Annotated in this window: 18 protein-coding genes and 1 other RNA gene; 14 read left to right on the top strand and 5 right to left on the bottom strand. The window is 32.6% G+C overall.

Annotated elements, in window-relative coordinates:
• Nucleotides 1–192: 192 nt before the first annotated feature.
• Nucleotides 193–6,786, bottom strand: a complete 6,594-nt coding sequence (locus K4L35_RS02535) for a hypothetical protein (RefSeq protein ID WP_221617372.1) — start codon at nucleotides 6,784–6,786, stop codon at nucleotides 193–195.
• 410 nt (nucleotides 6,787–7,196) lie between these two features.
• On the opposite strand from K4L35_RS02535, the gene K4L35_RS02530 reads away from it, so the two are divergent.
• Nucleotides 7,197–9,155, top strand: a complete 1,959-nt coding sequence (locus tag K4L35_RS02530; RefSeq protein ID WP_221617371.1) for a DNA topoisomerase subunit B — start codon at nucleotides 7,197–7,199, stop codon at nucleotides 9,153–9,155.
• A 32-nt stretch (nucleotides 9,156–9,187) separates the two neighbouring features.
• Here K4L35_RS02530 and K4L35_RS02525 read toward each other — a convergent pair whose 3' ends face one another.
• Nucleotides 9,188–9,538, bottom strand: a complete 351-nt coding sequence (locus K4L35_RS02525; protein ID WP_221617370.1) for a hypothetical protein — start codon at nucleotides 9,536–9,538, stop codon at nucleotides 9,188–9,190.
• A gap of 176 nt (nucleotides 9,539–9,714) precedes the next feature.
• Between K4L35_RS02525 and tig the strand changes: the two genes are divergently transcribed.
• The 6 genes from tig to K4L35_RS02495 all read left to right on the top strand — a co-directional run bounded on the left by tig (nucleotide 9,715) and on the right by K4L35_RS02495 (nucleotide 16,514).
• A complete protein-coding gene (gene tig / locus K4L35_RS02520) occupies nucleotides 9,715–11,040 on the top strand; it encodes a trigger factor (RefSeq protein WP_221617369.1) in 1,326 nt (441 codons plus the stop codon).
• A gap of 126 nt (nucleotides 11,041–11,166) precedes the next feature.
• A complete protein-coding gene (gene hisS, locus K4L35_RS02515; protein ID WP_221617368.1) occupies nucleotides 11,167–12,465 on the top strand; it encodes a histidine--tRNA ligase in 1,299 nt (432 codons plus the stop codon).
• An 11-nt stretch (nucleotides 12,466–12,476) separates the two neighbouring features.
• Nucleotides 12,477–14,174: an aspartate--tRNA ligase gene (gene aspS, locus K4L35_RS02510; RefSeq protein WP_221617367.1), complete on the top strand. Its 1,698-nt coding sequence runs from the start codon at nucleotides 12,477–12,479 to the stop codon at nucleotides 14,172–14,174.
• 117 nt (nucleotides 14,175–14,291) lie between these two features.
• A complete protein-coding gene (locus K4L35_RS02505) occupies nucleotides 14,292–15,350 on the top strand; it encodes an ATP-binding protein (protein WP_221617366.1) in 1,059 nt (352 codons plus the stop codon).
• Nucleotides 15,351–15,709: 359 nt separating this feature from the next.
• Complete coding sequence (locus K4L35_RS02500) at nucleotides 15,710–16,183, top strand: Panacea domain-containing protein (RefSeq protein WP_221617365.1); 474 nt, start codon at nucleotides 15,710–15,712, stop codon at nucleotides 16,181–16,183.
• Between the two features lie 94 nt (nucleotides 16,184–16,277).
• A complete protein-coding gene (locus tag K4L35_RS02495; protein ID WP_221617364.1) occupies nucleotides 16,278–16,514 on the top strand; it encodes an MAG6450 family protein in 237 nt (78 codons plus the stop codon).
• Nucleotides 16,515–16,659: 145 nt separating this feature from the next.
• On the opposite strand, the gene K4L35_RS02490 is transcribed toward K4L35_RS02495, so the two are convergent.
• Nucleotides 16,660–17,562, bottom strand: coding sequence for an MSC_0882 family membrane protein (locus tag K4L35_RS02490; RefSeq protein WP_221617363.1), 903 nt, complete (start codon nucleotides 17,560–17,562; stop codon nucleotides 16,660–16,662).
• A 77-nt stretch (nucleotides 17,563–17,639) separates the two neighbouring features.
• On the opposite strand from K4L35_RS02490, the gene K4L35_RS02485 reads away from it, so the two are divergent.
• From K4L35_RS02485 to K4L35_RS02455, 7 genes are all read left to right on the top strand, one after another.
• On the top strand, nucleotides 17,640–18,638 hold the full coding sequence (locus tag K4L35_RS02485) for an ECF transporter S component (RefSeq protein ID WP_221617362.1): 999 nt from the start codon (nucleotides 17,640–17,642) through the stop codon (nucleotides 18,636–18,638).
• Nucleotides 18,639–18,641: 3 nt separating this feature from the next.
• Nucleotides 18,642–20,246 (top strand): hypothetical protein, encoded by a 1,605-nt coding sequence (locus tag K4L35_RS02480; RefSeq protein WP_221617361.1) that lies wholly within the window; start codon nucleotides 18,642–18,644, stop codon nucleotides 20,244–20,246.
• A 209-nt stretch (nucleotides 20,247–20,455) separates the two neighbouring features.
• A complete protein-coding gene (gene rpsD / locus K4L35_RS02475; RefSeq protein WP_221617360.1) occupies nucleotides 20,456–21,055 on the top strand; it encodes a 30S ribosomal protein S4 in 600 nt (199 codons plus the stop codon).
• A 21-nt stretch (nucleotides 21,056–21,076) separates the two neighbouring features.
• Nucleotides 21,077–21,286: a 50S ribosomal protein L31 gene (rpmE, locus tag K4L35_RS02470; RefSeq protein ID WP_221617359.1), complete on the top strand. Its 210-nt coding sequence runs from the start codon at nucleotides 21,077–21,079 to the stop codon at nucleotides 21,284–21,286.
• A gap of 65 nt (nucleotides 21,287–21,351) precedes the next feature.
• Nucleotides 21,352–21,789 carry an SsrA-binding protein gene (smpB, locus tag K4L35_RS02465; protein WP_221617358.1) on the top strand — a complete coding sequence of 146 codons (438 nt, stop codon included), beginning with the start codon at nucleotides 21,352–21,354 and terminating at the stop codon, nucleotides 21,787–21,789.
• Between the two features lie 26 nt (nucleotides 21,790–21,815).
• Nucleotides 21,816–22,193, top strand: a transfer-messenger RNA (tmRNA) gene (gene ssrA / locus K4L35_RS02460).
• A 32-nt stretch (nucleotides 22,194–22,225) separates the two neighbouring features.
• Entirely contained in the window at nucleotides 22,226–22,477 is a 252-nt protein-coding gene (locus tag K4L35_RS02455) for a hypothetical protein (RefSeq protein ID WP_221617357.1), read from the top strand.
• A gap of 24 nt (nucleotides 22,478–22,501) precedes the next feature.
• Here K4L35_RS02455 and pgsA read toward each other — a convergent pair whose 3' ends face one another.
• Together pgsA and K4L35_RS02445 are read right to left on the bottom strand one after the other, a co-directional pair.
• Nucleotides 22,502–23,125, bottom strand: coding sequence for a CDP-diacylglycerol--glycerol-3-phosphate 3-phosphatidyltransferase (gene pgsA, locus K4L35_RS02450; RefSeq protein ID WP_221617356.1), 624 nt, complete (start codon nucleotides 23,123–23,125; stop codon nucleotides 22,502–22,504).
• Nucleotides 23,126–23,137: 12 nt separating this feature from the next.
• On the bottom strand, nucleotides 23,138–23,581 hold the full coding sequence (locus K4L35_RS02445) for an MHJ_0274 family protein (protein ID WP_221617355.1): 444 nt from the start codon (nucleotides 23,579–23,581) through the stop codon (nucleotides 23,138–23,140).
• Nucleotides 23,582–23,591: the final 10 nt, after the last annotated feature.

The raw sequence follows: 23,591 nt of genomic DNA, 5'->3' as shown, positions 1-23,591 counted from the left end.
CCTCCTTAAGCTTAATAAAAAAATAAGCTTTCACTCATTTTTTATTTTACACTTTTTAAAACCTATTTTATCTTGTGGAAATGTTTTTCCATACAAGTAAAACAAAAACCAGAGCTGGGTCTCTGGTTTTTTGTAATTTAAACTTGGTAATTAGTAATTAATACTGGGCTATTAATTAGTTAATTATTAAGCTTATTCTGTAGCAACTGGTGCTGTTGAACCACTAGCACCATCTTCTGTTGAAGAAGGAGTAGTAGTTGTTGCTTCAGGTTGTGCCTGAGATGTAGCTTGTGAATCTGTAGATTCATTTGCTTGTGCAGGTTCTGCAGCTGGTTGAGTAGCAGGAGCAGCTGGTTGTTCTGTAGCAGCTGGTGCTGGTGTTGCAGGTTGAGCAGCAGGAGCAGCAGGAGCTTTTTCGTTTGTTACATCGCTCATTTTAGATTCTTCATATTTAAATTTGAAGATTGAAGCGTATTTTTCTTTAGATTCAAATTTATCTGTTCCTAAGTACCCTTCTAATGTAGATTGAACTTTGTAAGTTACGATCACTGAACTGTGGTTTGTATTTGATTCTTCAACAGCTGAAACTACAACTTTTTGGTCTTGTAATTGAGTTACAGGTTTTACTAACTCGTTTAATTCAGCTTGAGCTGCAGCTTTAACTTCAGCGTTGTCTGATTTAAGGTTAGTTAGAACTTCTTTAACTTTTGCAACAAGCGCTGCAGCTGTTTTTTCTTGTAAGTATGAAGATGTAAATTCTGTTGAACCGAATTGAATGTCTTCTAGAACTTGTTTTTCTTTAGGTAAGTCAGCTTCTTTTCTTACATTTTCAAGTAATGTTCTTGAAGTTGCAGAAACTTCTGTTGCTTTACCTTCTTCATCTAATAATGTAACTTTGTAGTCTACTAATAATGAAGATGTTCCAACAACTTCAATGTTTGTGATTACAACACTTACATTTCTGTCTGATGATAATTTAGCGCCCAATAGGTGAACACCATCTTTTGAACCTTGAACAGTGTCTTTAGAAACTACTGTCATTGTTTCTTTTGTTAGATCAACTGTTGAGTTAACAGCAACTTTAACAGCATCTGTGTCTCATGGTTGATTTTTAACGTTTGTAGCTTGTTGAGATTTACCTAAGTGTAACTTAACTTTTGAAGGTAAGTTTTCTTGTGTACCGTGTTGTTCAAGAACGAATTCTTCTGGTTTTTCAATTCTTAGGTTTGAGTATTTAGCAATAAGCTCAACATCTGCAAGAGCATTCATTTTGTCAAGTAATGCTTGACGATCTTCTTTTGCTTTTTGTTGAGGTGTTTTTGCACCATCGAATTTTAGAAGGAATGCTGGAGATTCTAATGTTTCACCTTCAACACCTAATTTAACTTTTACTCAAACAAGGCTTGAGTTAACGTTGTTGTATACATCTTTAGCAAGATCTTGTACTTTTGAGTAAACAACTTTAGCTTTTCTACCTGAAGCTAGAACGTTTGACGTAGCATCTTCTTTGAATCTGATTCCAGCAACTTCAGCAGCTGTTACATCTTTAAGTTCAACAACTTCACCTTTGTCGTTTAAGAATTCAAAGTCTTCAGCTTTAAGAGCTTTGTTTTCTGCTCCAACTAAAGTATCTAATAGAGGTTTATAGTCTTCATTTACAACTGGTTGGAATGATGAGTTGTAAGCTTCGATTCCTGAGTAGTTAACTTCTTTAACATAGTCAGCACCGATTGTTGATCCTCAGTTTTTGTCTTTTGTTCTGTATAGTTGGTCTCTATCTTGCTCTCTCATTAATTCTAGAGCTAAGTCTTTTTGAGCTTGTGTTGTTAGACCTAATAGAACTGCTTTAGATTGGTAAACGTCTGAAGTAACACCTGTGAATTTTGTTCCATCGTATTTCTTTAGACCTTCTTTTGTTGATACTAATCTAAATGTTACATAGATATCTGTATCTTTAACACCTTGGTTAACTGCTAGAACTTGAACAGTAGCTTCAGCAGCAACGTCAGTTAATTCTGTTCCAGCTTCAACTTGTTTGATTTTTAGTGAAGATCATAGTTTTGATAACTCTTGATTTTCAATTGCGTCTTTAGCAACTCCAACAAAGTCTTTAGCTGTGTATGGAATACCAAAGTAGTTTAGTGACCCATCATAAACAACTGCTAGTTTAGAATTTGCATCTGTTTTTTCAAATGATTCTTTTTGTGTTTTAGCAGCTAAGTCATTTAGACGTTTTAGTTCAGCTGGGTAGTTTGTTTCATCGTAAACTGGTTGTGTTAAGAATCCTGAAATTTCTGATGATCCTTCTGCTTTTGCAGATTCAACATTTTTGAATTCTTCTTTAGTAGATTTTAATTCGTATTGAACAGTAACTTTACCTTCTGTGTTGTTAAGTACTGCTTTTTTGTAAGCTACTAATTCCACTTCTTGAGTTTCTAGATCTGATAATGTTAAGTTTTCTTTAACAACTTTTTGCAGTTCAGATAATTCAACTTCGAATACAAGTGGTGCTGATGCGTCGTTTTGGTTTGAAGCAGATTTTCTAACCACACCATCTGATGTTTTTAGAACTTTTGCTGAGAAAGCAACGTCTGAAAGTAGTTTACCTTTATCAGCGTCTTCAAGTTCTTTAATTGCTGCTGTTAATACTTTTGCAGCTTCAGCGATTCTTTCTTGCTCAGCTTTTAGAAGAGATTTAAATCCTGCAACAACAACTTCGTGGTTTTCTGAAACAAGAGTTTGGTCTTCGTTATCTTTAAGTTTAACAACTAAAACAACTTTGTCGTTTTCGATTGCTTCGTTTCCTTTTAATTCTTTTCCTTCAGAATCAACTGGTAGTTTAACATCTACGATTTCTGCAGTAGCTTTTAGCGCTTCAAGAGCTTTTTTAGTTGCATCTGATTGTTCAAATTTTTCTTTTTTATCCTCAGCTTTTGATACTGATTCTGCTGTTACTTTTGCAGCTTCTACATCCCCGCCTTTGTATGAGTACTCAAGTGTTTTTACAGCTTTGTTTAATGCGTCAATTTTATCTTGTTTTGCTTTTTCAGCTTTATTTCTGAATCCACCAAATACATATGTCATTGCATCTGATTTAACGCCTTGGTTTCTTGTAGATTCTAGTTCAAATTTAACTTTAACATCTCTGTTGTTGATGTCTTCTGCATTTACTAATTCTACAGATAGGACTCTAACAATTGCACCTTCTGTTGAGTATCCAGCAACTTCACCGTAGTTTGCAAGATCTTTAGCAGCATCTTCAATGTTAATTTGTCTTAGTGCTTCTAATGATCTCTTGATATCATTTTGCGAGCTTTCAGTTGCAGTTTTAGCTGCTTCTAATTCTTGATTATTGTATTGAGAAGTAGAAACGTATCCTTTGTATTGGAATTGAGTTTTTAGAGAATTTAATCTTTCTTTCTCTTTAGCGTCTGTTAACTTGAATCCTTTAACGCTGTACGCTTCTGTCGTACCTTCTGCTTTTACATTGTTATCTTTTGCAATTTTTGATTCAATAACAAATTTAACAGAGGCAATACCTTTAGCATCGTCACTTACTAGTGCTTCTCCGACTTCTTTAACTGGGTAGTTTGCTAAGTTAATGTCGTAAAGAACTTTGAATGTTTCAGCATCTGGTGTATCTTTTTCATTCTTATCAAGGAATGCATTTAAATCTAAACCATCTTTGTATGAAAGTGTAAATTTAGATTTGTTTTCAGGTTGAGCTTTATCAGCTGAAACTGCTTTGTCAACAGCTACATTATTTTTATTAGGGTAGTCTGCTACAGCAACAATCTTGTCTTCACTGTCTTTGTATTTGTTTAATAATTTTACAAGTGCATCAACAACTTCTTGTTCCTTAACTTTAACAGCTTTGAACCCTCTGATGATGTATTGGTTTTCAAGAGGTTTAATTTCACCATCTCTAGAAACAATAATTTGTCAATCTTTGTGGTAAGGGTTAACTAATGTGAATTGAACACGAACTCTACCTTCTGTTGCTTCAGGAAGCTCTTCAACTCTAGAAACGTTTGTAACTTTTAGTTTAATTGCTAAGTTTTGGTATTTAGGTTGTAAAAGATCTTTTTCTTGTCCTGTTTTATCGTTGAAAATATCTTTCTCTACTTCTGCACCATCTACAAGGTCAATCATTTTGTCAGCAAACACATAGTTGTATTTACCATCAAATTTTGTATCACCTGTATATTTGAATCTTTCTAGTGTTGAAGGGTCTTTTTCAAATTCAGAAACAACATCTAACGTTGTTAATGTTTGTCTTGCGTTCTCTTCTTTTCCAGCTTTTGTTACGAAGTATGCAACATTTTCAGCGTTTTGACTTCTTGTTGAAAGATATCTGTTTGCTGTTCTTTCTCATAGAAGTCTGTATCTTTTTTCTTCTTGATCTGAAAGGAATCCTTCAACGTGATCTGTTGATTCTTTATCGCTTTCTAATTGTGTTTCACCAACACCAGGAATGAATGCGTTAACAACGTAGTAAACTTGAACACGTCCTGTTTGAACAGCTCCTGTACCATCTTCACTTGTAACGCTGTTAATAGCTGTGTTTTTAACTTCTAGCATTAATGAAACATCAACACCTTCTTCAATTTCGTAACCTTCAACTTTAGCAGCTTTGATTAATTCTTTAAGTTCTGCACCTGTTACAGGTTGAACATTATCTTCACCTTGAAGATCTGTTTTAACGAACCCACTAACTTCCTTGATTAGTTTGATGTTTTGTTGGTATTCTTTAGCTTTTGTTTCTCTTAATTTTGCAACTTCTTCTTCTGTTTTTCCGTCTGTATTTACGTATGTTTTATCGAATGCTAAAACATTTGTTACTGGAGCTAAGTTAACTTTATCCTTGTCTTCAAATTTTAGACCATCTTTGTTAACTTTATATTCTTCAAGTTGGTTTTTAACAACTTTTTGAATTTGAACAGCTTTTTCAGTAGTTAAGAATTTTGCATCTTTAGATCCTGTTAAGTCTTTTAGGTTTAACTCTGCAGTATGGTTTACATCTGTTAGACCTTCTTTTAGAGAAGATAATTTAACAGTTGCTACAACTAGTCCTGCATCATTTTTAGGTGAAAGTGTAATGCTTTCAATTTTTATATCTTCATTATTCGCGTCTTGTGCTCAAGTTTGACTTAAAACTGAGTCTGCTAAAGTTTTTAAGAATTCTGAGTGATTTTCTTTCTTAGCGGCTTCAGCGTTGTATTCTTCAACATAAACACTTGGTAACATGTGCTCAGGTTTTGAAATTTTGTCGATTCTTTTATCAACGATATAGTCGTTTTCTGCTGATTCTAATCTTGGTGAAAGAATCATTTTTGACATTGCTTTTTTAAGTCTGTCTAATTCAGCCACTTTTTTAGCTGCTAATTTTTCTGCATCTGTTGGTTCAGGTTTTTTCTCTTCTTCAACAGGTTTTGCAGGTTCTTCAGCAGGTTTTGGTGCAGCAGGAACTGTGTTGTTGTATTCTCTAACATCAACTCTTGTTCTGATTAGAGCTTCTTGTTCTGTAGCTTCATCCATTTTTGTTAGTGTGTAAACAACTAATAATGTTTCTGGGTGAGTAGATAATGTTCTTGGTTCACCTTCAACTGTAAATGTAACACCTTCAGGTAATCCTTCAACTGTAAAGATGTCAGCATATTGGCTTGTAGCTTTATATTTATTAATTGCTAATAAAGGTGTTTTTGTTTCTTCTGTTAAAACAGGTTTGAATTTTAATTGGTGTACAACTTCTTCAAGTTTACTTCTTGTAGCGTGTTGTGATTCACTTAATTGTTTAAATCCACTTACTGTGTATTCTCTAACAACAGCAGGTGCATCTTGTGCAGTTGTTGATGTAAGCTCAACTTTTACCATAACTGTGTTGTCTGATAATGAAACTGATTCACCAGCTAGTTTTGGTAATACTTCAACTACTTTAGCAGTAGCATCAACTAAACCTTCAACTAACACACCTTCATTGTTAGCTTGGTCAACTGTAACTTCAGCTTTGTTTTTGTAATCTACAACTAAGTTTAGTGACTCTAAACGAGATACTTCGTTAGCGTATTGTACTAATGCTGATTTAAATCCTGAAACTTCAGCAGTTTTTGTAACAGCAACAGCTGAGTTTTTACGTGAATATAATCTGTATTCTACGTTTAATTTTGTAACATCTTCAGAGTTTACTGAAACTGAAACTAGTTCGATTGTTGCTTTTTTAGCAGCTTCATCATTGTTTCATGATAATTCAACTTCTGATTTAAGAGTGTTTACTGATTCTGATGGTAAGTAAACTCTTTCTTTGTAAGGATAGTTAATTGCAGGGTTTAATGACTCTAACTCATTTGCAATGTTTGCTATTTCGTTTGCTTCTACAAGGTCTTGGTTAACAAGTGTTTGAGAAACTTCTTTTGTTAACTGGTCATCGTTTTTAGCTGTTACAGTAACAACAACTACAACACCTGTTGAGTCGGCGTTTTTTGTTACTGACTTAACTGAAAAAGTAAAGTGTTCAGCGTCTGCGTGAGCAGCTTCAACTACGAAATCTTCTTTGTTTTGTGCTTCAACAACTTCTTTAGAAAGTTCTTTTCCTTCAGCTAAACTAACTGAAACTGAAGCAGCCACAGCTTGTAAGTCTCTAGCTGAGACTTTCTGTGAATCCTCTTGGCTGTTTTTAGCAGCGTTGTTTTGTGATTCGTCAGTAGAACAACTTGCTGAAAGTGCACCAGCAGCAAGTCCTATACCAGCGATTGATGAGGATAAAATTACTAACTTTTTGTTTTTCATAATTTTCCTTTGTTTATTATTTTAATATTGCAATATATTGGCATTTATATTACATGATTCTAAAAATAGAATTCTCCGAGACTTAAACATAGCTTGCAAATTACTATCGATACTATATTTTAATTCCACATTTAGGTCTCGTTATTATTATACATTTTTTTAAAATAATCTTGATTTGGCAGTCTTTTTGATTTTTAAGCCTATAACAAAGGCATAAAAGTAAAATTGACCCTTTTTTATTAAAAAAAATATACGCTGTTTTACAGATATTTACGGTTGTGTAGTACCTTAAAGAAAGGCGTAAAAAAACACACAAAAAACGGTTTAGAAATGCAAAAAAATAACGCTTTTTTGTTTTATTTTATATAATTTAAAAACTATATAAAAAATAGTATTTATAAGGGGAAATTATGAGTGATAAACAAAAAGAAACTTATAGTGCTTCAAACATACAGCACCTTGAAGGTCTTGAACATATCCGTTTAAGACCTGGGATGTATATTGGTACTACAGCTAAGGCTGGTTTACATCACATGGTTTGAGAAATCATCGACAACTCTGTTGATGAACATATGGCAGGTTTTTGTAATAACATTGAAGTTACAATTACTAAAGATGAACACATCATTGTTAAAGATGATGGTAGAGGTATACCTGTTGATACACACCCAAGATTTGGTGTGAGTGCTTTGGAAGTTGTTTTAACACAAACAAATGCAGGTGGTAAGTTTAACAAAGATTCTTATGCATATTCTGGAGGTCTTCACGGAGTTGGTTCTTCAGCCGTTAATGCACTTAGTGATTTAATGATTGCGACCGTTACTCGTGACGGGAACGTTTACCAAGCACAGTTTGAAAATGGTGGTAAAGTAACAAAACACACTACAGTAATCGCACAAGCCCCTGAAGGCAAAAGTGGAACAACAATTGAATTTCACCCCGACTTTACCGTGATGGAAAAAAATAAGTTTGACAAGGATTTAATTGTTGATCATGCAAAACAAATCGCTCACTTGAACAAAGGTTTATTTGTTTCTGTTAAAGACGAACGTGATGATAGTTATGAAGAATTTTTATTTCAAAACGGAATTATTGACTATGTTAAAGAGCTTACAGAAGGTTATAACCCAATTGAAGATGAAGTAATTTATATTTGTAATGAATATTTAGCAAGCACATCTGATGGAGCTAAAGAAGATGGAACAAGAATGCTTGTTGAAATCGCTGCTCAATATTTATCAGATTCATACCGTCCAACAATTATTTCGTATACAAACAACATTTCAACACACGAAGGTGGAACACACGTTTCAGGACTATATGATTCATTAATTAGATTAGTCAACAACTATGCAGTTGAAAACAACCTGATTAAATCAGAAAGTGAAAAATTCTCTCGTGAAGACTTAACAGAAGGACTAACAGCGATTGTTTCAATCAAGCACCCTAACCCACAATTCGAAGGTCAAACCAAAGGAAAACTAGGTTCAAAAGACGCTAGAACAGCTGTAAATAGAGTCTTTTCAGCGTTTTTCGAACGTAAGCTTGCTGAAAACCCCGATTTTGCTAAAAAGATTATTGAAAAAGCGCAACTGGCTCGTAAAGGTCGTTTAGCTTCAAACGCAGCTAGAGAAAACGCAAGAAGAAAAAGCGCTTTTGACAACGGAGGACTGCCTGGAAAACTTGCTGATTGTTCAACTAAAAATGCTGAAATTTCAGAACTATACATCGTTGAGGGTAATTCAGCTGGTGGTTCAGCCAAAATGGGGCGTGATCGTAATACACAAGCAATCTTACCTCTGCGTGGTAAAGTACTAAACGTTGAAAAAGCAAGACAGGAACGTGTTTTTGAAAACGAAGAAATTATGTCGCTGGTTACTGCATTAGGAACAGGTTTAGGCGACAACTTCAACATCAACAAATTAAGATACCACAAAATTGTAATCATGACTGACGCTGACGTCGATGGTGCTCACATCAGAACATTATTACTAACTTTCTTCTACCGTTACTTCAAACCTCTAATTGAATATGGTTTTGTTTACATCGCACAACCCCCTCTTTACAAAATTCAACAAAATAAAACGATTCATTATGCTTATAATGATGCTCAAAAAGATGAAATCATGGCTACACTCAACCCAAACCAAAAAGTTAACGTGCAACGTTATAAAGGGCTTGGTGAAATGGATGCTGACCAACTTTGAGAAACAACAATGGATCCAGCAACAAGAAAGATGTTGCAAGTTCAAATCGAAGACGCTTACCGTGCCGATTGAGCCTTTTCAACATTGATGGGTGATCAAGTCAAACCACGTCGTGAGTTCATTGAAAAGAATGCCAAATTCGTTAAGAACATTGACGTATAATTAAAAAAACAGCAGTTTGCTGTTTTTTTTAATTATGACATTCTTTCTCTTTCCATATCTTTTCTGAATCTTTCGTTTTCACTTTTTACTGCTTGATCTTCTGATTTAAAGTATTTCAAAATCGTATCTTGTTCTGCTTTAGTCAATGAAGGATATTCGTTTTTCATTCTAACTATTTCTTGTCACATTTTCTTACCACTTTGTAAAACTCACTCATTCTCTCCAGCTTCTTCACGCATTTTCATATTTTCATTAAATCCTTTTTCAAGGCTCTCGAAAACAATATCTATTTCTGATTTCTGAGTTTGTGAGCAAGAAACTGCAGCTAAAGCTCCAGTAAGTAAAACTCCTGTACCTAAAAATAAAGAATGTATCTTTTTCATATTTTCTCCCTTGATAATTTGAAATATAACACCTTAATTTTAACTTTTTTGAGATTCTGAACAAACTGATATCTCACCTTAAAAACTTGGTTTTTGGCAGTTTCGTTTTTGCTTTTGACGATTTTTTTAATAATTAGTTTAAAATATATAAATATATAACCAAATGAGGAGTAGACATGTTAAAAGCTAAATACTTAGAAGAAAATGCTGTTGTGGCTGTTGAAGTCGTGGCAAGCGAAAAAGAAAGAAAAGAATTAATCGAAAAAGCAGAAGCAAAAGCAGTTAAAAACCTAAAAGTTCCTGGGTTCAGAAAAGGTGGAAAATTACCAAAACACGTTGTTGACAAATACCTAGATAAAGTTAAAGTTTACCTAGACGCAACATCAATGCTTGTAAATTTAAAATATAACGAAGCTCTTAAACTTGCACAAGAAGAAGCTAAAGCTTATGGTCAAGTTTGAGGACAACCAGAAATTGCTCCTAAAAACGTTGAAAACTTAACAGTTGAACTTGTTTTTGCAGTTTTACCTTCAGAAGATAAAATCAAATTTGATGGTGTAAAACAAAAAGTGAAAAAAGACTTAGATGTTAAAGCATATGTAGAAAGAATGCTAGAAGAAGCTGCTACAAGATATGCAACAAAAGAAGTTGTAGAAGAACCAGCTAAACTAGGCGACATTGTTGACATTAACTTCAAAGGATTTATCAACAATGAAGCATTTGAAGGTGGAGAAGCTGAAGGATACGAGCTTAAATTAGGTTCAAAACAATTCATTGACACATTTGAAGACCAACTAGTTGGTAAAGAAAAAGGTTGAAAAGGTGATGTTGTTGTTAAATTCCCTGAAAACTACTACGTAAGGGAATATCAAAACCAAGAAGCTACATTTGAAGTTTTAGTTAACTCAGTTCAAAGAATGGTTATGCCTGAACTAACAGACGAAAACATCAAAATGTTCGCAGGTGGTCTAAACGTTGAAACAGTTGCTGATTTAAAAGTTGAACTTGAAAAAATTGCTAAAGGTCAAGTTTTATCAGAAGCTAAATCAGAGTTTATGAACGGTGTTGTAGCTGAATTAGTACAACTAAATGAACTAAAAATTAGTCAAGCAATTCTTGCTCCATACATTAAAAACTTAAACGAAAAATTTAACTCATCTCTAAAACAACAAGGAATCAAGAGAGCTGAATACTTAAGAATTACAAAATCTACAGAAGAAGATGTACTTAAAGAAATGCAAGATGCTGCATTACTAGAATTCAAAAACGAATTTATTTCAAACGCACTATTTAACAAATTCAAAGCCAAAGCTAAAGAAGAGTTGATCGAAGCAGAATACGCAAAAATTGCTCAAATGCACAACCTAGAAGTTGATAAAGTTAAAGAATTAATCAAGGTTGACTCAATCAAAAACTTCTTATCTTCAAAAGCAACAGAAGATGCAATCGTAAAACACTTTGATGCAAAAGGTTACGAAAGACTACAAAAGCTAGAAGCTTAATAATTTAATATCATCCGAGGATGATATTTTTATTTGCTTTGGTTTCTAAATTTTTGCTTTTCAATGCGAGCATTTTTAGATATTTAAATTAATTGTTTTATAATAATATAAATTAAAGGAGGGCTGATGCCTGTTTATAAGAAAGTTAAAGGCACCAAAGACATTTTTGGTGCTGAAATGAAGCTAAAAAAGAGTCTTTTAAAATTTATCGAAGAGATTTTGGAAGCTCAATTTTACGAAAAAATTGAAACGCCAATTCTTGAAAGCAAAGAACTCTTTGTGCGTAGCGTTGAAGGTAGCGAAATTGTTCAAAAAGAAATGTATGAATTTAAAGATAAAGCTGATCGGGATTTAGTTTTAAGACCTGAAGGAACGGCTCCATTTGTTAGGGCTCTAATCGAAAATAGGCTTATTGAAAGTGGTTTACGTAAATTTTACTATCACGGACCAATGTTTAGATACGAACAACCACAAAGTGGAAGGTATAGACAGTTTAGTCAATTAGGTGTTGAACTTGTTGATAATAAAAATTATCTTAATGATGTAGAAGTTATCTCGATTGCTGCTGAAATCTTGGAAATTCTTGAAGTCCCATATCGGTTAAGAATCAATTCGATTGGTGATAATAATTCCAGAAACGCCTATGAGACAGCATTGTACGATTATTTACTACCATATAAAGATCAACTAAGTGAACTTTCGCAAAAAAGGCTTTCAGAAAAAAGAGTATTAAGAATCCTTGATGACAAGAAAGACTCGCAACTTGAATTCGTTAAAAAGGCACCTTTAATTCAAGATTATTTATCTAAAGAATCAAAAGAGTATTTCAAAAAAGTTACTGATCAACTTTCAGAGTTGAACTTAACAATCGACCCAAACTTAGTAAGAGGTTTAGATTATTATGATGAAGTGGTTTTTGAATTTGAAATTCAACTAAACCAAAAATGAATTACAGTTATTGGTGGTGGTAGATATTCTAACTTAATTTCACAACTTGGTGGATCAGATAATTCATGTGTCGGTTTTGGAATGGGTCTTGATCGTTTGATCGAAGCAATCGCTCAACAAAATCCAAACGAATTACCTGAAGCACTGCAAAGCAATGCTATTAAAGTTATGATTGCATCCAATTCTGACTCTGAATTAGTACAATCAGTTCTATCAACGGCTTCAATGTCGATCTATAATCCAAGCTTGCTAGAGGCTGGAGTTCAAATTCAAATGTATGTTGATTACGAAAAAACAAAATACATAAAAATAATTAATAAAGCACAAAAAAGAAATTTTGACGTTTTGGCAATCCTAGACGAAGAAAAAAACAAAATCGTCCTTAAAGATATGAACTCAAACGTTACAAAATACGTTTCGGACATTGACGCATCAGTTCTTGATGACGCACTATCAGAATTCATTTTAGACTTATAAAGAAGGAAAATATGTTTAAAAAATATAACAACAACGAACTTAGAATTGAACACGTAAATCAAAAAGTAACACTTTATGGTTGAGTGAATAACAAAAGAAAATTTGGAGACAAGAGTTTTGTTGATTTAAGAGACCGTTACGGTATTACACAATTGGTTTTTGACCACGGAGTTCAGTTTTCAAAAGAAAGTGTTCTAGAAGTTACTGGATTAGTTTCTGAGAGAAAAGATAAAAATCCTGCTATGGCAACAGGTGATATTGAAATTGTTGTCGAATCATACAAAGTTTTATCGCAAGCTGATGAATTACCTTTTGTTCTAAGAGATGATGTTTTTGTAAATGAGGATTTAAGGATGAAATACCGTTTTCTTGATCTAAGAAGACCCAAAATGCAAAACAATATCATTGTCAAAAATAAGGTTTTTCAAGGAATGAGAGAGTATTTACAAGAGCATGATTTTTTAGAAATCGAAACCCCAATTCTTGCTAAAGCAACACCTGAAGGTGCTAGAGACTTTTTGGTTCCTACAAGATCGCAAGGAAACTTCTTCGCACTCCCTCAGTCTCCACAACTATTTAAGCAACTGTTAATGTCTTCAGGTTTTGAAAAATACTACCAGTTTGCAAGATGTTTTAGAGACGAAGATTCAAGAAAAGATAGACAACCTGAATTTACACAACTTGACATGGAAGTAAGTTTCATGTCAATGGAAAAATTTCAAAGCGTTATCGAAGAAATGTTCCAACATTTTATGAAAAAACTTGGTCATGAGATTCAAATACCTTTCCAAAGACTTAAGTTTGATGATGTAATGAGAGACTATGGATCAGATAAACCTGACCTTAGATTCGATTTAAAAATTCAAGATGTTAACGACTTCTGCAACACAACAGATTTTAGAATTATCAAAGATGCACAAAGCAAAAGAATGCTTGTAATAAAGGAACAAATTTCTAAAAAAGAATTCAAATTATTGGAGGAAATAGCTAAGAAAAATAAAGCAAACGCTTTATTCTACTTCGTTGTTGATAACAAGCAATTAGTCCACTCCAATTTCGCAAACAAAGTAGATGGTGAATGACAAAAGTTAATCCAAGAAGGCTATGAAACAGGTACATACTTAATCGTTGCTAATAAATATGAAAACGCTTCGCTAGCACTTGGAGCTGTTCGTGTAGAATTAAATGCTATGTTTAACTATGCCCGTGATGAATATAATTTTTCATGAATCGTTGACTGACCAATGTTCGAACACGATGAAGAAACAAATACATGACAAGCAGCACACCACCCATTTACACAGTTTGACAACACTCTTGAAGAAATTGATACTTTACCAAGAAGTGAAATTAGAGCAAAAAGTTACGACTTAGTTCTTAACGGATTTGAACTTGGATCAGGTTCTGAAAGAATTTATGACAGAGACGTCCAAAACAAAATGTTTGATTTAATCGGCATTACAGATAAAGAAAAAGAAGATAAATTTGGGTTCTTCTTGAAGGCAATGGATTACGGTATGCCACCTACATGTGGAATCGGTTTAGGTATGGATCGTTTAGTAATGATTTTAACAAACGAAAAAACTATTAGAGACGTGATCCCGTTCCCTAAAAACGCCAAAAACCAAGACGTTTTCACAGAAGCTCCTTCAGTAGTTTCAAAAGAACAATTAAAAGAATTATTTATTGAAGTTATTGAAGATAAATAAGACGCAAAACCAAACGCAAATTTGCTTTTGGTTTTTTTATTTACAGTAATTTTGTCCCAAAAGTTTAAACTTCGTCCCAAAAGTTATATAATGCAATTAAGATTTAAGGAAAGAAATATGAAAATAAAAGATATATTGGAATTGATTAGATATCACGTCGAAGAGGATGAAAGAGGATTTAGACAGCAAGCATACAAGTTTGCCGAGCACTTTGATAAACAAGGCAATGATGAAGTAGCAAATTATATTTATTACATTTTCTCAGGAGCGCCTGGACTAACTTCTCAGGATATGCCAGATCTAGAGTTTAACTTTTTAAAAGTCATTCCAAATGGAGAAAGAAAAAGTCTACCTTTACCAGAAGAAACAGCCCAAGAAATAAAAGGAATAATAAATGCAGTCAACCATAATGCAGGAGTAAACAAATTTCTGTTTAAAGGGACTCCAGGAACAGGGAAAACCGAAACAGTAAAACAAATCGCAAGAATTTTACAAAAAAAGCTATTTATAGTTAATTTTGAGTCTTTAATAGATAGCAAACTTGGACAAACGGGTCAAAATATTAACAAGCTTTTCGAGGAAATAAACAGCATTCCTAACCCAGAAAATGTTTTGATTTTATTTGATGAAATCGATGCTTTAGCTCTCGATCGCACTAATAGCAATGACCTAAGAGAAATGGGAAGGGCCACAACCACCGTTCTTAAAAACTTTGATTCTGTAAACGAAAAAGTGACAATTGTCGCCACAACAAATCTTTATGATTATTTTGACAAGGCTTTAGTAAGAAGGTTTGATGCCGTTATTGATTTTGACAAATACACAAAAGAAGATTTAATAGAAGTATCAGAAAAGATTTTAGAGATTCATTTAAGCAAGTTCAAAAAAGCTGGAAAAAATATCAGACTTTTTAGGAAAATTTTAACTAATATCAAAAAACTACCGATGCCTGGAGACTTAAACAACTTGATCAAAACATCACTAGCATTCAGCAACCCAGAACAAGAGTATGAATATTTAAAAATATTACACGCAAAATTAAATGAAGACAAAAAGCTTTCTGCTTCAGATTTAAGTAACCTAGGATATACTTTGAGAGAGATCGAAGTACTTACGGGAGTTCCCAAAAGTACTGTAGGTAGGGAGATTTTACAAAATCGAAAACAGCTTACTTAAGCTTAAAATCAATATAAAAAGTGCTCCTGCAAAACTCCTGGTGCTTCTAGTCACATACCTAAAAAGGAGAGACTCAGCATAGATAAAATAGTCAAAATCAAAGACGACTTAATAAAGGTAAAAAACTATTTTCAAAATAGCTTTACAAGTTTCAATCCAATAATTTCAGCTAAATATATAAAAGCGATACCCAAAAGCCAAAGAATAAAGAGTCTATTAAATAAACCATTAGATACCAATAACGATAAAATTATAGTCACTTTAAAGCGCTCCTATCCTAATTATGAATAATTTGTAAATAAATGAAATAACCGTACCTAATTTAATAAAATTTTGTTCTAAATAAAACAAGGAATAATATGAAGAAAAATAAATATTCATATAGAGACATTGCATTATGGTTTTTAAGTAAGGAATCAATGACACAAAAAAAGCTTCAAAAACTTTGCTACTATGCTCACGCTTGATCTTTGACGCTTCTAGATTATTCGATAATAAAAGATACAAAATTTCAAGCATGAGTTCATGGACCAGTTTCACCAGAACTTTATAGAGATTACATTTCTTATGGATGGCGTGACATTCCAAAAAATAAAAAGCAAGTTAAGAACTTTGACGAAAAAGTGTTAGATGTTTTAGAGTCTGTGTGAATTACATATGGCGATAGATCAGGAAATGAACTTTCCGCCCTTACGCACAGCCATTTTCCATGAATAGCAGCTAGAGAAAAAGCTGAAAAAGTGTTCTATGTACCTTCGGACGCATCATCAGAAGTAGAAATAAATGAAGAAGATATAAAAACTTTTTACAGGAGAATATATTCAGGAGTTTAATGGTTAATTTCTCAACGAAACAACTAAACCGTGAAACGAACATACGAAACTTGAAGAAGATCGTAAAAAGTTCAAAATCTTAATTTCGGATAAATTGGATAATGGCTATGATTTTAAAAGTTTAGATAATCAAGGATTAAAAGATTTTCATGAATTTCTAAAGAAAACAGTTTATAAAGGTTTAACAATATCAGACGTCGATAAGTTGTATAAAAGAAAAAGAGATGCTAACGATACTGTTAACACTGTAGAAGATTCTGGATCACAACAAATAGAACATTACGGTTTTAATACAAAAAAAAAATTAGATTACACGGATACTATCGGATAGATTACTTCGTTATTCTAAGAATAGATACAAAACATAGTTATCATAAATAAGCTAGCTTGGCATTTAGACCTTAAACAAGATATATAAAATTAATAAAGCTAAAAAAACAAGACTTTTTGTCTTGTTTTTTTCGTTTTTTAAGCCTCTACTTTCTTCTGACAATTTTCTTTCAAACTAAAAGTAGTATTAATAATAATGGTAAGAAGAAGACGGCAAAAACTGTTAGTAAATAAATCTTAAAGTAGAACTTATTTTTCTTTTCTTTGGATTTTTGCACACTCTCATAAATTTCGTGTGATTTCTCTCCAAGTAAAGAAGTAAAATCAAGCATTCTTTTTTTATCGTATGCAAAAAGCAATATGTAGCCTAGAATTAATCCAGTCAGACTTATGGCACTCAAAATCAACATCAACCCTGTATTGTTGTTGTAAATGGCGCCTAAAATCTTCTCAAAATTGATGTTTAATGATGTATCTAAACTATCAAGTCTGATTTCAAAGGTATGTTTTTCTTTTAAAACAAATGAATAATAAAGCAATCAAGTAATCAATAAGAAAGCACCAAAAAACGTTACTATAAACAATAAACCTCAAGCCATTCTAACGTGTTTCATGATTAATTGTCTATAAAACCTGTGAAACATTAACCTAGCTGCATCATTTCCTTCTGAATAGCTATCACGAATCGATTTTGTTGTTCTGTTTCAAGAAGCTAAATCAAAAAAGTTTTTGATCAATGAAACAATAGAATAAATTAATATTATTCCAAAAAGAATCACTCATCCTACAGGAAAGGTAGGTGAAGTTAATATAGATATTAAAATTCCCAAAAACCCTGCAAACAAGGTGATTACAGAAAAAAGTAAGCTTAATTTTCTAATTGTTTTTTCTTTTCTTACGACAGCGTGAGCAACAGCAGGAAGTTGACCTTGAGGATCACGATACAGAATCCTATTTTGTTGCATCATTAAATCAGTAACTTTTCTTTCGTTGTACTCAATTGTGATTGTTTCTTCAATTGGTTTTAGTGGTGCATTGTTTTGATTCATAAATAAATTATAATCATTTATAGCTATTTAAATGAAATTTAAATATTTACAACATAAAAATATATACTTTATAACAAATGAAAAAAAGATATCTCCCAAAACTTCCATGAGCGATAACATGAACTATTTTTCCAAAATGAACAATAAGAAAAATGGTTTTTGTTGGTATTATGATTGCAACATGTGTTGTTTTTACAATTGTCGGTACGCAAATTGTTCCTGCAGCAAGCATCCCTACAATCAAATATAGCTTTATTTCGCTTCCTGTTAAAATCACGGGATTAATATTTGGACCTGTGATTGGTTTCTTTGTTGGTGCTGTCTCAGACATATTGTCAATGCTGTTTATACCCCCTTCTGCTTATTCGCCATATTACACTTTGGCAACAGGTATTACTGGGTTAGTATCAGGAATTGTCGGTTGATTATTCTTAACTTTTATTAAATTCTACTTCGGTGGTCCTTATACAATCAACAAGTACAAAGTTAAGATATTAAAACTCAAAAAAAGCTATGAAGCAGCAATTTTAAACAACAAAGAAGCCTTAGCATGAAAATACAAGCACAAAATTATTTACTATCGTAACAAGATTTTAAAGATTGAAAACTCAGGAACAACCCTTTTAAGTCTTAACGTTAACTACTTTTTCAGTGTTGTAATTTTATCAACCGTAACTCTATTGCTTGTTTACATCATAGGGTTTAAGGCTAGCCAAGAAGCTTTTGATAACGTACCTTTCAAGAGTAGATGGTTATTGCTAACCTTGTCATCTGCAGGGATTGTGATGATGATTGTCTTTTTAACAATTTCCAGATTCAAAATGAGTCCAACTAAGTTTTTAATCATTTGTCCGATTATCATCTTAAGTGCAATGCTTGAAATAATCAACGTTCCAATTCTTTCGATCGCTGACAACCAAAGCTTAGCAAGTGGAAAATCTTCATTATTGCTAACTTGAATCTTTAGTCACGTTATTACATCACCACTTAAGATGTGATTTAATCTTTTTGTTATTTATTACTCATACAGAGTAATTTCACCACTTGTTTATAAAAACAATGATCTAGGATATTAAATTATGAAAAAATCAAAATTAAAAGCATTATTAACACTTGCAAGCGCATCAATCATTTCACTTGGAGGTCTTTCTGCAAGTTGTCAAACGGTTAAAAACGAAGCCCCTTCAGGTACAAGAGAGTCCAAGAATAAACTTTCACTATCAGTTTTCAACTATCGAGAGCCTTATGAAATTGAAAGAGTACTTCAAGAATTTCAAATTAGCGACGAGCAAAAGGCGTCTCCTGAATATCAAAAAATGATGGAGCAAGCAAACTCATTAGTGAATATTCAAGAAATTCAAGACTACTTAAACTCCCTTAAAACAGGCATAGAAGAAGATATAGAAAGAACTAAGCCGTTAAAGGAAACATTTGATGCTGAGTTTGAAAAATTTAAAACTGAAAATAACATTACACAAGAGAATCTTGAAAACATTCAGACAGTTGAAAATGAAGAAGTCAGACAAGGTCTTTATGTTGCAAAATCTAAATCAGAAACGGTAAATTTAATTTCAGAAACATTATCTTCAATGTTGAAGCAAATTTCAAATGCTTTAGACGATATTAGCAAAAATCCTGAAATAAAGCCAGAAGAATTTTCAAAATTTAATCAACAAGCATTAGATCAATATCTGCAAACCACTTTTAGAGCAAGAGCAATCGAAGCAGGCATTTACGATGATTCTAAAACTGACGACGAAAGACGCCAAATTGCAACTAACACAGAAAAATCTCTAGATGAACTAGAACCAAAAATCAAATTTGATAAATTATTCCCAAAATCGAAAAAAAGAGCCCAGATTTTAAACACTATTGAACTTATGTATCTTATCGAGGACGACTACTTCAAAACTCATGCAGAGAAAATTAACGAACTTCTTAAAGCTGACCCATCTTTCAAATTTCTAAATGGTCAAACAATCACAGATTACTTAAAAAGTAAGCTAAATGACGAAAACATCTTTAACACAGATCAAGAAGGTGAAGTGGATGTATATGAACAATTATTAAATTATCTAAGTTTCTATATTAAATACGCAGAACAGACTCAGGCAGGTTTTGCTATGACTACCATCGATGCTTTTTTAATTAACAACGACATTAGTGCTAAATCATCTGACTACATTGTCTGAGGTTCAGTTCAAGATGTAATCAAATCAAAACTAACTGAAAATGGTCCTGGTGAAGAATACAAAGAAAAAGAAAAAGTTTGAGAAGTTCTTGGTGAAGTATTCTACCCCCAGGGCGATAAATTTGAAACCATTCCAAACGTAAATAACGAAGAAACAGAAAAAGGAACATATTTAAGCTCTTGACTAGCAAATCAAAACCCAGAATGAAACTCAGGCAATGTTCTACTAAAACAGTCAATAGAAATTAGTAGAGAAGATCTTTATAATCTTCCAATAGTACTTATTCATTCAGTTGAAATTCATAAAGACAAAAACACTGATCCAAAGGCTGAAAAGTACAATAGAGTAGAAGTACAAGCTAAATTGATACACATGATACCTTCAAAAAGACAGCTTGAGGTTTTATCAGACCAATCAAGACAAAAGTTTAATATTGATGTTTATCTAAGGTTATCAAACGAAACATTCAAAGATTTACTTGATGAAAAATAATCACTTTTAACGGCTTTAAATATTTATATTTAAGCTTTAAAAAAGTGATTTTTTTAATAAAATATATAAGCATAACGTAGCAATACATTATTCACAAGTTAGAGTTCTTATCAATTAGTTTTGAAAGTAGACAAGCTACTATGTTGAAATCATTAATAAGAAATCACTTCTGAGGAAATGTATCTCTTTTATGCAGAAAGAGGAATTAAATGTCAAGATATACAGGTCCTGTGTTTAAAAAATCTCGTCGTTTAGGTTACTCAATCCTTGAAACAGGTAAAGAATTTGCTAAAGGAAGAAAGAGAACTTACGCACCAGGTCAACACGGAAACAAAAGAGTTAAACTTTCAGATTACGGTTTACACTTATATGAAAAACAAAAAGTTAAACACGTATTCGGTCTAAACGAAAAACAATTAAGAAAAACATATGTTAAAGCTACAAAACTAAAAGGTGTAGCTGGTACAAACTTATTACAACTTCTAGAAAGCCGTCTAGATAACCTAGTTTATAGAGCTGGATTCGCTACAACAAGAAGACAAGCACGTCAACTTGTAAACCACGGACACTTTACAGTGGACGGAAGAAAAGCTGATATCCCTTCAATGCACATTAAATTAGGACAAACAATCGAATTAAAAGAAAAATCACAAAAGAATGTACAAATTACTGAAGCTCTTGAAGCTAAAGCAGCATCAGCATGATTAACAAGAAAAAACTTTACAGTTAAATACGACCGTCTTCCAGAACGTTCAGAAGTTCACACAGAAATCAAAGACGCTCTTATCGTTGAGTTCTACGCTAAGTAGTTATAAGGAGAATTTCAAATTATGAAAAAAGATATTCACCCACAATACAACGTTGTTGAAGTTACTTGTTCTACATGTCAAACATCTTTCAAATTCGGTTCAACAAAAGCTAAATTCTCAGTCGACGTATGTTCAGGTTGCCACCCTGTTTACACAGGAAGTCGTGCAGCTGTTAAAGCTACAGGTAGAATCGACAGATTCAACAGAAGACTTGAGAAAAAATCAAACTAATTGTTTTTTTGACTATAACGCAGCCTTGTCTGCGTTTTTTCATACTTTTCTTATATAATAAATTTATGAAAATAATCTGTGACAACAAGCGTGACGCTAGAAATTATGAAATCATTGAAAAGGTCGAGTGTGGCATGGAGCTTCAAGGATGAGAAGTGAAAAGTGCAAGAGCAAACAAAATATCGCTAAATAATTCATATTGCTCTATATACAAGGGAGAAATGTTTTTAAAAGATGCTTATTTTGGTCAATATATGCTTGTAAAAGCCGATGAGTATAGAGATCGTAAATTACTTCTTCACAAAAGAGAAATTCAGCAACTTAAATTTGACTCTGAAGCAAAACAACTTACGATCATTCCTTTAAAAATGTATTTCAATAAACAATCAAAAATCAAGCTTGAAATCGCACTTGCTCGTGGGCTAAAAAAACACGATAAACGGCAAGCAATTATCAAAAGAGAAGAAGATAAGAAAATCAGAAAAATCATGCAAAACTATTAGCAATTAAGTACAATTAAATTGCATATGGGGGTGTAATGGCTTCGACATGCATAAATCAACAGTGGTTGCAGTAGTCTGGCAGACTATAATGCTTCTAGGTTTCTTTAAACGGAAATGAAAAATCAGAGAAAGCTACTTTCTCACCAATGTTCGCAATGAACAACTCAAATCTTGCTTTTGCTTAATTAAAAGTAAGTCGCAACCTTTTGTTCCTAGGTAAAGGCTTGTGGGTTTATAGGATCGGAAGTTTGATTCCAAATAAGAGCTTCTTAAATTTCTTTTGGACGCTTATTTAAGGTGTTGTTTGTTGTCCTTAAATAACTGTACTAATCGACAATCTAAACTGTAGACGCTGCTGTGAAGTTTATGTGTGGACACGGGTTCAATTCCCGTCATCTCCACCATTTTTTTATACCTTTTTTGGTATAATCAAAACATGGCAAAATATGATTTAACACAACAGTTTACACCTAAAAATCCTGTTGATACAGATTTAATTTCTGAACTATCTGAGCTTGAAAAAGAACTAAAAGTACAAGAAGCGCTTGAAATCGCTCAGCTAACGCCAGAAGAAATCAAAAAACACAGAAAACAAACCTTTTTTGTTATTGCTTCCGTGTTATCGTCTGTATTATTTTTTGCAACGCTGATAGGTCTAATGATTTTCGCAATCATTCAAAACATATAAAAAACACCAAGAATGGTGTTTTTATTATAGAAGGTGAACTGATACTTTTCTGACGTAGTTGTAACCCGATATCAAATTAAAAACGCAGGCAACCATTAGTGGGATTGAAATAATGTACGAAATCATTGACTCAATGAATCAAGTATAGCTGATTAATCAATTAATTCCCGTAACTTCATAAATCAAACAAATAATAATTCCTATTGTCATTAACACTGTCTTTATTTTTCCCATTTTATCAGCTGCAACAGAAATATTATGCTGAACCATTACTGTTCTAGCTCCTGCAACTACTATATCCCTTAAAATAAAAACTAAAAACAATCATAAAGGTATAATTTGCACCATTAAAAGGAACGATAAAGCAACTGTAGTAATCAGTTTGTCAGCAATGGGATCTCATAACTTTCCAAAGTTGGATGCTAGTTTTTTTTCTCTTGCAATTTTGCCATCAAAATAGTCTGTAATCATTGCTGCAATAAATATAAAAAGCGCAATAACTCCAAAAACTATTTGGAAAGGAAGACCTCATCCTCTAAAAAAATTTGACAATCATAGAAAAAAAATGAATGGGAATACAAGTAAAATTCTGATTATAGTTAGCTTATTAGGAAGTGTGGTACCTTTAAAAAAGTTTAAAAATTTCATATTTCTCCTCAGTTATGACTGTAATCATTTAGCTTTATTTCTAATGACTTGCAGTTGATCTTGAGATTTCTTGTCTCAATTGTTACTTTTTGTATTTCTTAATTCACCAAGAGCTAAAACCCATTCTTGGTGATCTTCGTTATTTAAAATATAAGCTTTGAAATCCTTTTCTTCGAACATTGCGTCAATTTTATCTCTTGTTCCTAAATTAATTTCTGACATTGTTTTTTCACCAACTGAAACTCTAAAGTTTTTTAGATCTTTTTCGTTCTCGTTGTAGATTTCTTGAAATTTTAGAACATAAGTCTTAATCGCTTCTTTAGCTTTTTCTTCGAATTCTTTTTTCTCTCTTTTTAGTTTTCTTTTCGCGATTCTGTCAGACACTATAAAATAGCTGAAAAATAAAACTAAACCTAAAATAATTATTCCAAATAATATTAATGTTGTTTTTTCCATATTTTCCTTT

Origin of the sequence: Mycoplasma sp. Ms02 (assembly GCF_019720735.1) — a bacterium.
Taxonomy (GTDB): Bacteria; Bacillota_I; Bacilli_A; order Mycoplasmatales; family Metamycoplasmataceae; genus Mycoplasmopsis.
The sequence above is the reverse complement of the archived record's forward strand: the minus strand, read 5'-3'. Positions and strand labels throughout refer to the sequence as shown.